This window comes from Christiangramia lutea (genome assembly GCF_022489035.1).
Lineage (GTDB): Bacteria > Bacteroidota > Bacteroidia > Flavobacteriales > Flavobacteriaceae > Christiangramia > Christiangramia lutea.
On the sequence record NZ_JAKVTV010000003.1, the window covers coordinates 510,804 to 525,831 of the forward strand.

The window sequence follows — 15,028 nt, forward strand, 5'->3', positions numbered from 1 at the left end:
AGCTTTGAATAATATTCCCAAATTCTATTCGAATAAAGAGATTTTTAAACCTCAATTAAATAACCTATTATCTGGAAAATTATACTCGATCCTTTTCATGAGCGGATTGGCATTCTGGATTTTTTCTTCTGCCCATTCTTCTTCTTCTCTAGCAGGTTTGTCCGTATCCTCATTGATTACCGTAGCTGTTGGCTCGTAATTCAGATTTATATACATAGGGAAATGGTCTGAACCGATACTCTTTTCTCTGGCAATCTCAATAAGCGTGAAATCCTTGGTATGAAATACATGGTCCAATGGCCACCTGAGTAAAAAATAGCCAGCGTGAAATGTATTGAAAAAACCTCTTCCTATTCTGGGGTCCATTAGGCCGCTAAGTTTCTGAAATAATCTCGTGGTTCTGGACCATGCCACGTCATTCAGGTCTCCGATAACAAGAATAGAATCCTTTTCAACATCAATATCTCTTCCTAGCATTAATAGTTCTGCGTCCCTGTTGGTAGAAGTTTCACTTTCTGTTGGGCTAGGTGGCATAGGATGGAGGCAATGTATTTTTATCCTTTTGCCATTTCTTAGAACAACTTTTCCATGGATCGATGGGATATCTTCCTGAACCAGGTTTCTTACCTTTATATCTTCTAGTTCAAGCCTGGAATATAGATGCATGCCATACAAGTTATCTTTTGGGATTTTTACATTGTATTTGTATTCATCCTCAATTTCAGATAGCTCGTTTTCCCAACGTTTATCAGATTCTAAAGTTAGAAGCACATCGGGTTCTCTTTCATTCACCAAAGCGATGAGTTTATCACTTCTTTTATTTGGTGTTAGCACGTTACTTACCAGGATAGATATACTAGCATCTGGATCGGAACCTTTGAACCTTTGAACCTGTTTTGGAGAAATATAAGTATAGGGGTATATCTTAGTGAATTGATAAATAAGACTTAAGAAAAGAGCTCCAATACCAATAAAATGCCAGGGTTCAGAAAAACTAAATACAAAATAGGAAGCTACCATCACACAAATGATCAGGAAGCTTATTTGGATCCTCGGAAAATCAAATCCTCTTATCCACCAAATATCAAATTTAGTTATCGAGGCAATACTGGGAATGCACATTAGAATTGTAAAAAAGAGGACAATACTTTCTCCTATGCTCATATTTTGGTAGGGTTTTAAAAACTATAATTTAAGCCTAATCCTTTAGAATCTATACTGGTTCCCATAATATTTGCTTGCGCAGTAGGGTAAATATCGATCCTGTTATTTCCAATTTTGTGGATCTCAGGAACTAATATACCACACGCCGCTCCAATTCCAAAACCGATCAAATTATCGGTTAAAAAATGTTTTCCGGCCTTGGTTCTTAAATAACCTACATAGGCAGGTACAGCTACCGCACCAGCCCAAACAAATGGAACTGCAGGCGAATCTGGATTAAAATCATGAAATACTTTGGCCGTAAAGAAACTAGCAGCAGCTGTGGCGGCTGTATGACCGGCAAAAAACGATCTTTGAGCATCAGAATCTTTCCTTTCTTCATCTGACAGATTTTCGTTGTAAACTAATGGCCGACTTTTTTGAACGGTTCCGGCAGTTATGGTAAAAAGAGCTCCGGTGGTAGCCATTGTTTCAACGAACATTACCGAAATCTGGCCGAAATTTTGTCTTTCATCTTCCCCGAGTAAGAAAAGGAGAGGTGAAGCAAAAGAAGCATAAAATGGAACATAACTCAGTTCATCCGCACTTACCGAATAATTGCCAACTGCTCCTCGGTTTATTTTCCAAATATCATCACCATTAAGATCTGCTAATTCATTATCGGTTAGATCAGCTTTATTTTGGATAGTAATTACTCCAAGAACGTTTAATGCTGTAGAACCGGCAATCCAGGATCCATCTTTCCAGAAATCAGTTTTGTATGGCGATGAAGTTTCCTGTGCCTGAAGGCCAGAAAATAGTATTAATAGTAGGAGTAGGGGGGCTAATTTTCTCATTGTATGTTTTTTTTCAAATCTCTAATATCCTGCGAAAACTTCGAAGTAATTAAGAAAAGAATAACAATGTGAGGGTTCTGTTGAAACGATTCAATTAACAAAAGTTTAGATAGTGTTGATTGGAGTAGTTTTCATATTCTGTACAAAAAGGTTTAATTTTAGATTTATGAAGAGGAAGGAAGAAAAGGCAATTAGAGGTTTCATTTTCAATAAATATGATGCGCCGGAAGTTTCACCGTTCGATAAATTGTTTGAAATCTTTAAGGAATTGATCACTCATACCTCCGGAGATCTGGAGGAGGCTCTGGACTGGATGAAACAGCTCGATGAGGAGTATAAGCTTACCAACGATGATTATACGTTGGATGATTTCATTGAAGATCTTAAGAAAAAAGGTTATATACGTGAGGAAATAGACCAGGATGGAGGCGGTGGAATGGTGATTACTGCCAAGACAGAAAGAGCTATCAGGCAGCAGGCGCTCGAACAAATATTCGGAAAGCTCAAAAAAGGCTCAGCAGGAAATCACCGCACGAAACAAATTGGTCGTGGTGACGAGCACACTGGAGATTTCAGAGCTTACCAGTTTGGAGATAGTTTGAGCAGAATTTCAGTAACTGAAAGTTTGAAAAATGCCCAGATAAATCACGGAATAGGTGAGTTTTCGATGTCTGAAGCTGATCTTGTGGTAGAGGAGACACACTATAAATCTCAAATGAGTACTGTGCTAATGATCGATATTAGCCATAGTATGATACTTTACGGGGAAGACAGAATCACTCCTGCAAAGAAAGTTGCCATGGCTCTTTCAGAATTGATAACAACGAGATATCCAAAAGACACGCTCGATATTCTAGTTTTCGGAAATGACGCCTGGCCTATTTCAATTTCAGAATTACCTTATTTAAAAGTAGGGCCTTATCATACGAATACTGTAGCCGGTTTGGAACTTGCCATGGATCTTTTGCGCAGAAAAAGAAATACAAATAAACAGATTTTCATGATTACAGATGGGAAACCCAGCTGTGTAAGGGAAAGAGATGGGAGTTACTATAAAAATAGCATGGGACTCGATCCTTATATTGTAGATAAATGTTACAATATGGCCAGGCAGGCCAGAAAACTACGTATCCCAATTACTACCTTCATGATCGCACAGGATCCCTATTTAACGAGGTTTGTACAGGAATTTACGAAGGCAAATCAGGGAAAGGCGTTTTATACAGGTTTAAAAGGACTTGGGGAAATGATCTTTGAAGACTATGAAATAAATCGTAAGAAAAGAATTAGAGGCTAAGAAAAAGAATATGAATAAAGACAACATTAAAACCCTAGGAGAACTTAAAAAAGCAGGTTATCAGTCGAAAGGTATCAAGGATGAACTTCGGGATAACCTGAAGCATAAGATTCGCAATGGGGAAAAGGCTTTTGAAGGAATTCATGGCTATGAATACACCGTAATTCCAGAATTGGAACGAGCAATACTTTCTCGACACAATATTAATTTACTCGGTCTTCGGGGGCAAGCGAAGACCAGGCTTGCCAGGCTTATGGTCAACTTGTTGGATGAATGGATTCCAGCCATTGAAGGTTCAGAAATTAATGATGATCCTTTAAGACCCATAAGCAGGTTCGCTAAAGACCTTATTAATGAAAAGGGTGATGAAACCCCTGTCTCATGGATCCATCGAGACGAGCGTTTTTTTGAAAAGCTAGCTACCCCAGATGTAACCGTAGCCGACCTTATTGGAGATGTAGATCCTATAAAGGCTGCAAACTTACGTTTAAGTTATGCAGATGATCGCGTGATACATTTTGGGATGATCCCTCGTGCAAACAGAAGTATTTTTGTGATCAATGAATTACCAGACCTGCAGGCAAGGATACAGGTAGCACTTTTCAATATTTTACAGGAAGGTGATATTCAAATTAGAGGATTCAAGTTAAGGCTGCCTTTAGATATGCAGTTTGTTTTCACGGCGAATCCTGAAGATTATACAAATCGAGGAAGTATAGTTACTCCATTAAAAGATCGTATCGGTTCACAAATTCTAACCCATTATCCTGAAAACATTGAGGTTGCCAAAATTATAACCTCACAGGAGGCACAGTTAGACCAAAGACAGAAAGAGTTAGTTCATGTTCCAGAGATTGCAAAAGATCTTCTCGAGCAAATTAGTTTTGAGGCAAGAGATAGTGAATTCATAGATCATAAGAGTGGAGTTAGTGCCAGAATGAGCATTACCGCTTTTGAAAACCTGTTGAGTACAGCTGAAAGAAGGGCCATTAAAAATGGAGAAGTGGAGACCTTGCTGAGATTTGGAGATTTTCTAGGGGTGATCCCTTCGATAACCGGAAAGGTAGAACTTGTTTATGAAGGCGAACAGGAAGGAGCAGCCTTTGTTGCCCTTCAGTTGATTGGAAATGCAGTGAAAACACTTTTCCCTAATTATTTTCCGAAAATCGAGAAGTTACAGAAACCAGATGAAAAAACACCATTTGATGATCTGGTAGAGTGGTTTTTTGAAGGCTCCGGATTTGAGCTTCCAGATGATCTTCCTGAAGCCGAATACAAGGATAAACTTGATTCAATAGAACCACTTAATAAATTGATTGAAAAATATCAGCCAGATCTGAAACCAGAAGATCGATATTTTGTTAAGGAATTTTTGCTTTGGGCCTTGGTAGAGCACAAAAAGTTGAGTAAACAGAGATTTTCGAAAGGACTTAGGTTTAAAGACCTTTATGGTAGTTATATAAGCGGTCTATAAATTCTGATTTGTAAATTTTTAATTAAAAGCCTGATTCATTGATGATTCAGGCTTTTTTATTTGATAAAATATTAAAATGATAATTTTTAAAGAGAGAGAGATAAAAAATTTTGCCAGTAAATTAAATTGAATACCTTTAAAAAACTTATCGGAGTAAAATCGTGAAGGAACTTCTACAAAATATTAATATGACAGCTGGGAAAATCTCTTTCCGAATGCTCACTCTTACTATCACGATTACCGGTATTACCCCTTTAGGGGTCCTTGCTATATAATTTCCGTCCGTACCAGTATATCATATTTACTTTTTAATAATTAAATAATTTCAGCTATGTACATCCTGAAATTTGGTGGTTCATCTTTAGCCACTCCTGAACGCGTTAAACTAGTCGCTAAAACTATACAGGAACATTTAAAAAAAGATGCAGTAATTTCTGTTTTTTCGGCCTTTGGCGGTGTAACCAATGATCTTTTACTTATGGCTGAACTCGCTGCAAGAGAGGATCTATCCTACAAAGAAATTCTTGAGAAAAATGAAAAAAGACATCTTGAAGCGGTTCGTGAACTTATACCGGTTACTGCCCAAAGCGGAATTCTAAGTCAGGTTAAAAATCAGTTCAACAGGTTGGAAACTCTTTATGAAGGCGTTTATTTGCTCAATGAGCTTTCAGATAAAACCAGGCATGTTGTCTCCGGCTTTGGTGAGATCTTAAGTTCATTAATTATCGCTGAATACTTTAAGAGCCTGGGACTGGACAGTCTGTTCACCGATACTCGTGAGCTTATAGTCTGCAAAAACAATAATGAAAAGGTATTGGTGAATTATCAAGCGACTAACAGGAATATAACAGAATTTTTTTCTGAAAATAAAGCAGATTTCTATATCGTTCCGGGCTTTGTTGCGAAGAATGATCATGGTGTTCCAAGTACTTTGGGTCGTGGGGGATCAGACTTTACGGCGGCTATTATCGCAGGAGCCCTGGACCTGGACAAGGTTCTTATTTATACCGATGTAAATGGTATGTTCACGGCCAATCCTAACCTGGTACCTCAAGCTTACTCCTTGAAAAATATTTCATACGAAGAGGCCATGGAACTTTCACATTTTGGAGCAAAGGTCCTTTATCCGCCAACATTGCAACCTCTCCTGGATAAAAATATCGAGATCCATATTAGAAATACCTTTGAACCTGATCATCCGGGAACGGTGATATCAAAGTCGAGTAAGAAGAATTTCCGATGGGTTACCGGAATTACTCATATAGATGCGATAAAACTGCTCAATATCGAGGGGAGTGGCATGGTTGGAATTCCTGGTTTCTCTAAACGATTTTTCGAGATCCTTTTTCAGGAACATATAAATGTGGTCCTTATCACCCAGGCTTCTTCTGAACATAGTATTTGTATTGCGGTGAAGGCAGATGAAGCCGAAAAAGCCAAAGAAGCTCTTGATGAAGCCTTTGAAGCAGAGATCGCATTTAAAAAGATCAAACCTGTAGAGATTGAAGAGAATGTATCGATTGTCGCACTGGTTGGGGATAGAATGAAAAGCCACCATGGTTTAAGTGGAAAAATGTTTAGTGCTCTTGGGAATAATAACATCAATATTAGAGCTATTGCGCAGGGTTCTTCTGAAAGGAATATATCTGCAGTTATAGCCAAAAAAGATGTAACAAAAGCTCTTAATACGCTTCACGAGCAATTTTTCGAGGTGCCTTCTAAAGAATTAAATCTTTTTATTACCGGAGTTGGTAATGTTGGAAGCAAATTGCTTGACCAGCTTAAGAAACAGGAAAACTATTTACTTGAAAAATTAAGGCTGAAAGTAAGGGTGCTTGCAGTTTCTAATTCAAGAAAAATGTATTTTGATGAGGATGGAATTGATCTAGAAAACTGGGAGAAAGCACTAATTGAAGGCGAAACAGCAGATAAAAAAGAGTTTTTCAAAAGGGTAAAAGAGTTTAACCTGCGCAACAGTATTTTCGTAGATAATACGGCAAGTTCAGAAATCTCAAACTGGTATAAGGAGTATCTGGCAAATTCGATCTCGGTGGTCACCTGTAACAAGATCGCCTGTGCAGATGCTTATGAAAACTATGCAAATCTTCAGAACCTCGCCCGGGAATACGGAGCGTCATTTTTATATGAAACAAATGTTGGGGCCGGTTTGCCAATAATTGATACACTTCAGAATCTAATTGCATCTGGTGACCAGATAAGGAAGATCCAGGCGGTACTTTCAGGCAGTTTGAATTTTGTATTCAATAATTACGATGCTTCATCACCATTTTATAAAGTGGTGGAAACAGCAATGAAAGAAGGGTATACAGAGCCAGACCCTAAGATTGACTTAAGCGGAGTGGATGTGGCAAGAAAAATTCTTATTCTGGCAAGGGAAAGCGGACTGGAACTTGAGCTGGAGGATATTGAAAGAGATAATTTCCTTTCTGAGGAGAGTTTGAATTCAGAAACCAATGAGAAATTTTTTGAATTGCTGGAAAAAGGTGAATCAGAGTTTAAAAAGATGTATGAAGATGCTGCTTCTAGTGATTCAGAATTGAAATATGTCGCCCAGCTAGAGAACGGAAAGGCTAAAGTTGGGCTGCAAAAAGTAGGTGAGCAGCATCCTTTCGCTAATCTTAGCGGTAGTGACAATATCGTGTTGTTCTTTACAGACCGATATCCGGAACAGCCATTGATCGTAAAAGGAGCCGGGGCTGGTGCCGATGTAACTGCTTCAGGAATATTTGCAGATATCATAAGGATAGGAAAGAAATGAAATTATGGAAGAATTAAAGGTTTTTGCGCCGGCAACCGTAGCCAACTTATCCTGCGGATTTGATGTTCTGGGATGTTGTCTCGATTCTGTGGGCGATGAAATGTTGGTGAGGAGAAACGATCTGGATCAGATTAGGATCACCAGGATTACAGGTCAGGATCTGCCTTTGGAAGCCGATAAGAATGTAGCGGGTGTGGCAGTAAATGCCCTTTTGCAGAAATTGGGTTCAAACCAGGGATTTGATATCGAAATAATCAAAAAAATAAAACCGGGTAGTGGAATAGGAAGCAGCGCGGCCAGTTCTGCAGGTGCTGTATTTGCTGTAAATAAACTGCTGGGCGAGCCTTTTGACAAATTGGACTTAATTTCGTTCGCCATGCAGGGAGAATTGCTGGCCAGTGGAAATGCGCATGCAGATAATGTTGCTCCGGCAATTCTTGGAGGTTTCAGCCTGGTTAGAAGTTACTGTCCGCTTGAAGTTTTGAGTTTACCGGTACCTTCAGAATTAAGGATGGTAGTATTACATCCGCTAATTGAAATTAAAACCAAAGATTCAAGGTCTATTATCAGGCAAAATGTAAGTCTGCAGAAAGCTATCAGCCAGTGGGGAAATCTTGGTGCCTTAGTGAGTGCCTTATACACTGAGGATTATGGACTATTGGGCCGAAGTCTGAAGGATGAGATAGTAGAGCCAGTAAGGTCAATTTTAATTCCCTATTTCCAGGAACTTAGAGAACTTGTTTCTGAGAAAGGAGCATTAGGTTTTGGCATTTCTGGATCGGGACCTTCGGTTTATGCTTTATGCAAAGGCGATGCGAATGCTGAACTTGTAAAAGAAGAGATACAAAGGTTTTATTCTGATAAGAATATTGCTTTTGAATTACATCTATCATCTATAAATGAAAAAGGAGTTAAAGTCTTATGAAATATTTCAGCCTGAATAATAAAGAACATCACAGCAATTTTGAAAATGCAGTGATCAGAGGCCTTGCACCCGATAAAGGGCTGTATTTTCCGGAAAGAATTGTAAAACTTCCAGATGGCTTTTTTAAAGAACTCAGTGAGTATGATAAGGTTGAAATCGCTTTTGAAGCCATTAAAGAATTTGTAGGGAAAGAAATCCCTGATGCAGATCTTCTAGATATCATCAAAGAAACACTGGATTTTGATTTTCCAGTAGTACCTGTTAAAGCCAATACAGGTAGCCTCGAACTTTTCCATGGTCCAACACTGGCTTTTAAAGATGTGGGAGCAAGGTTCATGGCCGGAAGTCTGGGCTATTTCATACAAAAAGGTAGCTTAGGGAAGGTCACGGTTTTGGTGGCTACTTCTGGTGATACGGGGGGAGCGGTGGCAAATGGATTCCTGGGCCTAGATGGAATTGATGTAGTAATTCTCTATCCTAAAGGCAAGGTAAGTGAGATCCAGGAAAAACAACTAACTACATTGGGGAAAAACATCACTGCTCTAGAAGTTGATGGTGTTTTCGATGATTGCCAGAGAATGGTAAAACAGGCGTTCCTGGATAGCGATATTACAGAAAAACGAAAACTTACTTCTGCGAATTCAATCAATGTAGCGAGGTGGCTACCTCAAATATTCTATTATTTTCTGGCCTATCGTCAACTGATGGAGAGGGAGATGAAACTAGCCTTTTCTGTTCCCAGCGGTAATTTCGGGAATATATGTGCCGGTCTTCTGGCAAAGGAAATGGGTTTGCCTATAGATCATTTTATAGCAGCCAACAATGCGAATGATACAGTTACCAACTATATCCAAACAGAAAATTATCAACCTAAACCCAGTATAGCCACTATTTCCAATGCTATGGATGTTGGAGACCCAAGTAATTTCGTTAGGATCCTGGAATTGTTTGAAAATGAATATTCATCTGTAAAGAATGTACTTTCCGCATATAGTTTTAATGATGAAATGACCAAAAAGGCTATAAAGGATGTTCATTCTGAAATTGGTTATACAATGGATCCTCACGGCGCAGTTGGCTATTTAGGGCTTCAAAAATTTCTGGAAAAAAATCCGGAATATTATGGAGTATTTCTTGAAACAGCCCACCCGGTAAAATTTCTCGATACAGTGGAAGAAGCAACAGGGGAGAAAGTGCAAATTCCAGTAGTGATAAAAGGCTTAATGGATAAGAAAAAGAAATCCCTCCAGATCAGTAATTATGAAGACCTGAAGGGATTTTTACTGAGCTGATATTTCAATTAATATCTGGCGGCTTCTTCTCCTGGTAAGGTGTTTTCTATAAATTTCCTGAGATCATCATTTGCTTTTTCCAGGTCTTCACTTCTAAGATACATCATATGTCCACTGCGGTATCCTTTAAAGCTCAAACGGTCTTTCATTTTTCCGCTTGGGTCTAGTTGCCACATGGAATATTTAGCATTAAAGTAGGTCGTAGCACCATCAAAATAACCAGACTGAATCAAAACATCCAGATTCTTGTTTTGTGCCATGGCCTGTCTTAAATTCTCACCGGTATTATTCCCGCTTCTATCCCAAGGATGAACCGGGCCGAACATATTGTATTTAAGATCTGTCTTAAAATCGAGTTCTTCCCTGATATAATAGTTTATGGCAGGTGTGAATGAATGTAACCACGAAGTTAGCTCAACATTATAATCTGGATTATCCCCAGCTTCTTTAGCATCGAGGCCACGGTATCTTGAATCCAGTCGGCCAACGGTGAAACCACCTTCATCACGCAATAATTCTTTCCAGAAATATCTGAAAGGTACTTCAAGATTATTCTGAAGTATCACTTTTTTATCAATGCCGGAATAATATGACATTTTCTCGGCTACTTCCTGTTTTCTCGCTTCTTCCATAAAGCCTCCTTTTATCAAGGCAGGTAGAAGCTCATTAATAGCGTATTCTTCCACTTCTGGAAGCAATTCATCCAGATCTTTTTGTTGTAACTCTGAAGGCAATGCATCATGATACCAGGCAGCGGCAGCGAAATACGGAAGTCTGTTTGCAATCTCTACCGGTCCTTCCCTATCCAGCCCAATTTCTGTAGGTGATACCAGAATAACTCCATTAAGATACATCCACTGGCTATTTTGTAATTCTAGGGCAAGACCCGAAACTCGGGTAGTTCCATAGCTTTCTCCTATAAGATATTTCGGAGAGAGCCACCTGTTTTTTCTGGTTACAAAAGTATTGATCCATTCAGCGAGATATTGAATATCGGCCTGAACCCCAAAGAACTTTTCACGATCTACTTTGCCGTCAGCATCTGGAATAGCGCGTGAATAACCTGTGTTCACCGGATTCACAAAAACGATATCGGCCACATCCAGAATTGAGTGAGGATTATCCTTAATTCCGTATGGCTGAACAGGGAAACCTTCATCATCTATCTTCAGAACACGGGGCCCGGTATAGGCAATATGCATCCAGACAGATGCTGAGCCGGGTCCGCCATTAAATGAGATCACCAAAGGGCGGTTCTCTTTATTTTTGATTCCGTCACGAGTATAGTACGTATAGAACAGACTCGCAATTGGTTCGCGATCTTCATTCCATAAAGGCATGGTTCCCGTTTCCGCGGTATAATTAATTGATTTTCCCTTAATATTCACCGAGTGCTGCGTGGTGACCATCGTATCCATTGGAATTTCTACCTTTTGGGCAAATCCTGTTAATAAAGGAATTAATCCGAAAAAAATTAAAAATGAAAACTTCTTCATTCTGATATTGAGTTTCTAAGGTTTAAAGATTAGTCTTTGTTATTTAAGTTTTCGTCTCTGAAAATTATCACGTAGCTCAGTACGATCGCTCCAGCCGCGGCAAGGAGAAAAAATATCATGGCCAGGCCGGGATAGCCGAAAATAGTAAAATCTGATGGTACCTGCATGAGCATGGAGGCACCAACGATCATAGCGGCAATTATAAGTCCCAGGGTAATGCGGTTAGCCACTTTCTGAAACCCATCGGTGACTCGTTTCTCGTCAATCGCATCTATCTTCAGTTTAAATTCGTTGTTAGCCAGGTTTTCTGAAATGCGATTCATTCTTTCCGGCATCTTTTCCAGAAAATGCTTTGATTCAATTAGGGTTCCGAAGAAATTCTCGGGTTTCAGTTCACTAAGCATTTTTTTACGCATTATCTCGTGAACATTCCGTTGAATGGCCGCCCTGAGATCGAATTCGGGATCTAGCATGGCTACGATCTGGTCCAGATTTAAAAGTATCTTTCCAAGAATGTTTATCTCTACAGGTAATTTTATGTTGGTGTTAATGGCCAACCTGTTCAACTGAATAAGAATACGGCCTGTTTGCATATCCCTGGCCAGGCTGTTCTCACTTTCCATGATCACATCGCTTACTGTTTTCGAAAATTCCTTTCGTTGGGAATTCTCATTCAGTTCGCTCATTTTCAAGAGTACATGGGCAGTCTTTTCTCCATTACTACGGCTAATTGCCAGTAATAATTCAATGAGGTTCTCCTGAAGTTGCGGGGTAAACCTGGCAACCATTCCCAAATCAAAAAGCGCAATCTGATTATTTTCGGTAAACTTGATATTCCCCGGGTGAGGGTCGGCATGAGCAAACCCGTCGTTGATAATTTGCTGAAGATAGGCTTCCACAAGCTCTTCCACCAGTTCAGAAAAATCATTTTCAATCTGGCGTAAGGGAGAAAGGGAGGTGATTTTCTTTCCACCAACAAATTCCATGGTGAGTACTTTGGTAGCGCTGTAATCATCTACTGGTGAAGGAATAATTAAATGCTCAAAAAGTTTAAGATTCGTTTTTAGTGTCTTTAGGTTCTGGGCTTCTTTTTTATAATCGAGCTCATTGATTAGAATCCTTCTTAATTCTGCGAAAACCTCGTCTATAGCATACGTTTGGGCAAATTCCAGGTGTTTTACAGCCATGGCCGTTAATTCATCCAGGGTTTCCAGATCGCTCATGAATTTTTTTACGATCCCTGGCCTCTGAACTTTTACCGCGACCGGTTTGCCAGAATGTAATTCTGCCCGGTGAACCTGACCAATAGATGCGCTGGCGAGGGGAGTCTCATCAAAACTTTTAAAAGCCTTTGAAATCCTTATGCCCAGTTGCTCCTCAATTACATCTTTAATTTCTTCAATTGGAACGGGAGAGACATTATCCTGAAGGTTGGATAATGCTTTCAAATATTCATCTGGAAGAAGGTCTGGCCGGGTTGAAAGTAACTGACCTAGTTTTATATAAGTAGGCCCCATAGCCTTCAAATCTTCTACTAGCTCTTCAGGAGTTTGCTGAAACTGGTGCTCATTATCATCCTCATCCAGGGCATCATCCTTTACAGCAGAACTGGTTTTGCGAAACAGATCACTGTTCCAGTATTTCAGCATAAAACGAATGAACTTATAATATCTTTTGATTTTATCTGGCGTAGTGCTCATTAATCACAGAAATGGTTAGGGCTTCCAATTTAAAAAATTATGGGATATTAAAATGAAAGCAGGTTGTTTAAATGGTTTATATTATTGGGATGCCCGAACAGGTACAAAAGATCGCCCTGCTGAATAACCGTATCCGGAGAAATTTCAGTGAGGTATTTACGCTCCCGGTGAATTGCCAGAACGGTTACCCGGTAATTTTTACCTATTCCCGATTCCTGTATGGTCTTACCTACGATCTGGCTGTTATCCCGCTGAACCTTGAGAGTCACGATCTCGCGATTGGGAATGTTCAAATGTTGAAGGGCAGGGGAGTGCGGACTCTTTTTCATAGAAGTTAGCATCTCATAATCTGAGGAACGTATCTGGTTAATGAATTCCTGAATCTCATCAAAAGGAACCAGGTATTTCTTTAAGACCCTGGTAAAGATCTCGATGGAGGTTTCGAATTCTTCCGGAACAACTTCGTCTGCTCCCAGTCTTATCGCATCTTCAATTTCCTTCACATATTTAGTACGAACGATAATGGTTGCTGTTTGGGTAAACTGACGTATACTGGTAAGCATCTTCCGGGTGGCTTCAGCGTCTGAGATCGCGATCACGATCACCCTTGCCTCCTGCACATGGGCATGCTTCAATATAGTACTCTGGGTAGCGTCACCGAAAATCACCGGTTCTTTGTCTCTTTTGGCCTTCTCGAAACTTTCGGGGTTGGTATCAATAATCACATACGGGATTTCAGCTTTTCTGGCAGCTTTGGCTATATTAGAACCATTAACACCATATCCTATAAGTACAAGGTGATCATGTAGATTTTCCTCAGAAAACTCTTCTTCTGCCTGAGAACTTTTCTTAATGTTTTCCAGTCTTTTTCTCACGGCAGTTGGTATTGGTGCCTTGAGCAAGGAATAGGTGATCCTGGGTGCAGAGGAGATTAAAAATGGGGTGATTCCCATGGTAATAATCGAGATTGCGAGGAAATATTGATAAATATTGTCTGGTATTATTCCACTTTCTTTTCCAACCCCTGAGAGTAACAGGGAGAATTCACCAACCTGGAAAAGGCTGAATAAAGCCAGGAAAACTGTTCTTGCGGGAAACCTGAGAATTAAGACTGTTAAGGCAACCACCAACATTTTTAATAATATCACCCCGATAACCAGCAGGAAAATATTAAGAAGATTGGCAAAGAAAAAATCCAGGTTTAAAAGTGTTCCTACAGATATAAAGAAAAAACTGATGAATATTTCCCTGAAGGGAAGAACATTCGCTGTAGCCTGATGACTGTAATCTGATTCGGAAATGATAAGGCCGGCGAAGAATGCCCCTAACGCCAGGGATAGTCCAACAGTTGAGGTTAACCAGGCCACGCCAAAACAAAATACTACAATGGTAAGTATGAATAGTTCCTGGTTTTTTGTTTTCACTACCCATCCAAAGATTTTTGGTGCAACATATCGCGCAAGAATATAAACCAAAACCAGTACCAGTAAAATCTTTATGGCCATTATAGCAATTGTAGAAAGTATATTTGGAGTTTTACCGGCCAGCAAAGGTGTGAATAGCATCATGGGAACAACCACGATATCCTGAAAGATCAGGATCCCGAGCCCAATTTTACCGTGAGGGGTAGAGATCTCTCCTCGTTCCTGCAATAATTTCAATACAATGGCCGTACTACTAAGGCTGAAAAGAAAACCTAAAAATATCGAGGTATTTAAAGGTAAACCAATAAAGTATGAGATTGCCGTGGTAATGAGTATCGTACCTCCAACCTGCAGTCCACCTCCTAAAAATATGATCCTTTTTATAGAAGCCAGCCCTTTCAGGGAAAGTTCAATTCCAATTACAAACAGGAGGAAAATGATCCCAATTTCAGAGAGTAATTCTACTTCATGCTGGGAACTTATCAGGTTAAAAGCATGTGGGCCAGCGATGATTCCGGCGATTAGAAAACCAAGAATTGCCGGTATTTTTAGCCGATTGAATGCCAGGATTATGATTATAGATAATCCAAGAATAATGACTATATCCTGCAGGATAGGAATTTCCATATTTTGGTTGGTTT

At 39.6% G+C, this 15,028-nt stretch carries 10 protein-coding genes; 5 read left to right on the forward strand and 5 right to left on the reverse strand.

Features of this window, described 5'->3' with window-relative positions; all coding sequences use genetic code 11:
- Positions 1-51 precede the first annotated feature (51 nt).
- Entirely contained in the window at positions 52-1,164 is a 1,113-nt protein-coding gene (locus ML462_RS11645) for an endonuclease/exonuclease/phosphatase family protein (protein WP_240713992.1), read from the reverse strand.
- Positions 1,165-1,178: 14 nt separating this feature from the next.
- The gene (locus ML462_RS11650; RefSeq protein WP_240713993.1) at positions 1,179-2,000 is read right to left on the reverse strand and encodes a phosphatase PAP2 family protein; all 822 of its coding nucleotides are present in this window, start codon (positions 1,998-2,000) and stop codon (positions 1,179-1,181) included.
- 166 nt (positions 2,001-2,166) lie between these two features.
- On the opposite strand from ML462_RS11650, the gene ML462_RS11655 reads away from it, so the two are divergent.
- From ML462_RS11655 to thrC, 5 genes are all read left to right on the forward strand, one after another.
- Complete coding sequence (locus tag ML462_RS11655) at positions 2,167-3,297, forward strand: vWA domain-containing protein (RefSeq protein WP_240713994.1); 1,131 nt, start codon at positions 2,167-2,169, stop codon at positions 3,295-3,297.
- A gap of 10 nt (positions 3,298-3,307) precedes the next feature.
- Entirely contained in the window at positions 3,308-4,771 is a 1,464-nt protein-coding gene (locus ML462_RS11660; RefSeq protein WP_240713995.1) for a MoxR family ATPase, read from the forward strand.
- A gap of 331 nt (positions 4,772-5,102) precedes the next feature.
- Positions 5,103-7,550, forward strand: coding sequence for a bifunctional aspartate kinase/homoserine dehydrogenase I (gene thrA, locus ML462_RS11665; RefSeq protein ID WP_240713996.1), 2,448 nt, complete (start codon positions 5,103-5,105; stop codon positions 7,548-7,550).
- Between the two features lie 4 nt (positions 7,551-7,554).
- Complete coding sequence (locus ML462_RS11670; RefSeq protein WP_240713997.1) at positions 7,555-8,475, forward strand: homoserine kinase; 921 nt, start codon at positions 7,555-7,557, stop codon at positions 8,473-8,475.
- Entirely contained in the window at positions 8,472-9,767 is a 1,296-nt protein-coding gene (thrC, locus tag ML462_RS11675; protein ID WP_240713998.1) for a threonine synthase, read from the forward strand. The genes ML462_RS11670 and thrC overlap by 4 nt, the downstream gene beginning before the upstream one ends.
- 8 nt (positions 9,768-9,775) lie before the next feature.
- Here the strand turns inward: thrC and ML462_RS11680 are convergent, their stop codons facing one another.
- From ML462_RS11680 to ML462_RS11690, 3 genes are read right to left on the reverse strand one after another with little or no spacing between them, the layout of a single operon-like run.
- Entirely contained in the window at positions 9,776-11,263 is a 1,488-nt protein-coding gene (locus ML462_RS11680; protein ID WP_240713999.1) for a S10 family peptidase, read from the reverse strand.
- A gap of 29 nt (positions 11,264-11,292) precedes the next feature.
- Positions 11,293-12,963 carry an ABC1 kinase family protein gene (locus ML462_RS11685; protein ID WP_240714000.1) on the reverse strand — a complete coding sequence of 557 codons (1,671 nt, stop codon included), beginning with the start codon at positions 12,961-12,963 and terminating at the stop codon, positions 11,293-11,295.
- A 47-nt stretch (positions 12,964-13,010) separates the two neighbouring features.
- The gene (locus tag ML462_RS11690; RefSeq protein ID WP_240714001.1) at positions 13,011-15,014 is read right to left on the reverse strand and encodes a monovalent cation:proton antiporter family protein; all 2,004 of its coding nucleotides are present in this window, start codon (positions 15,012-15,014) and stop codon (positions 13,011-13,013) included.
- Positions 15,015-15,028: the final 14 nt, after the last annotated feature.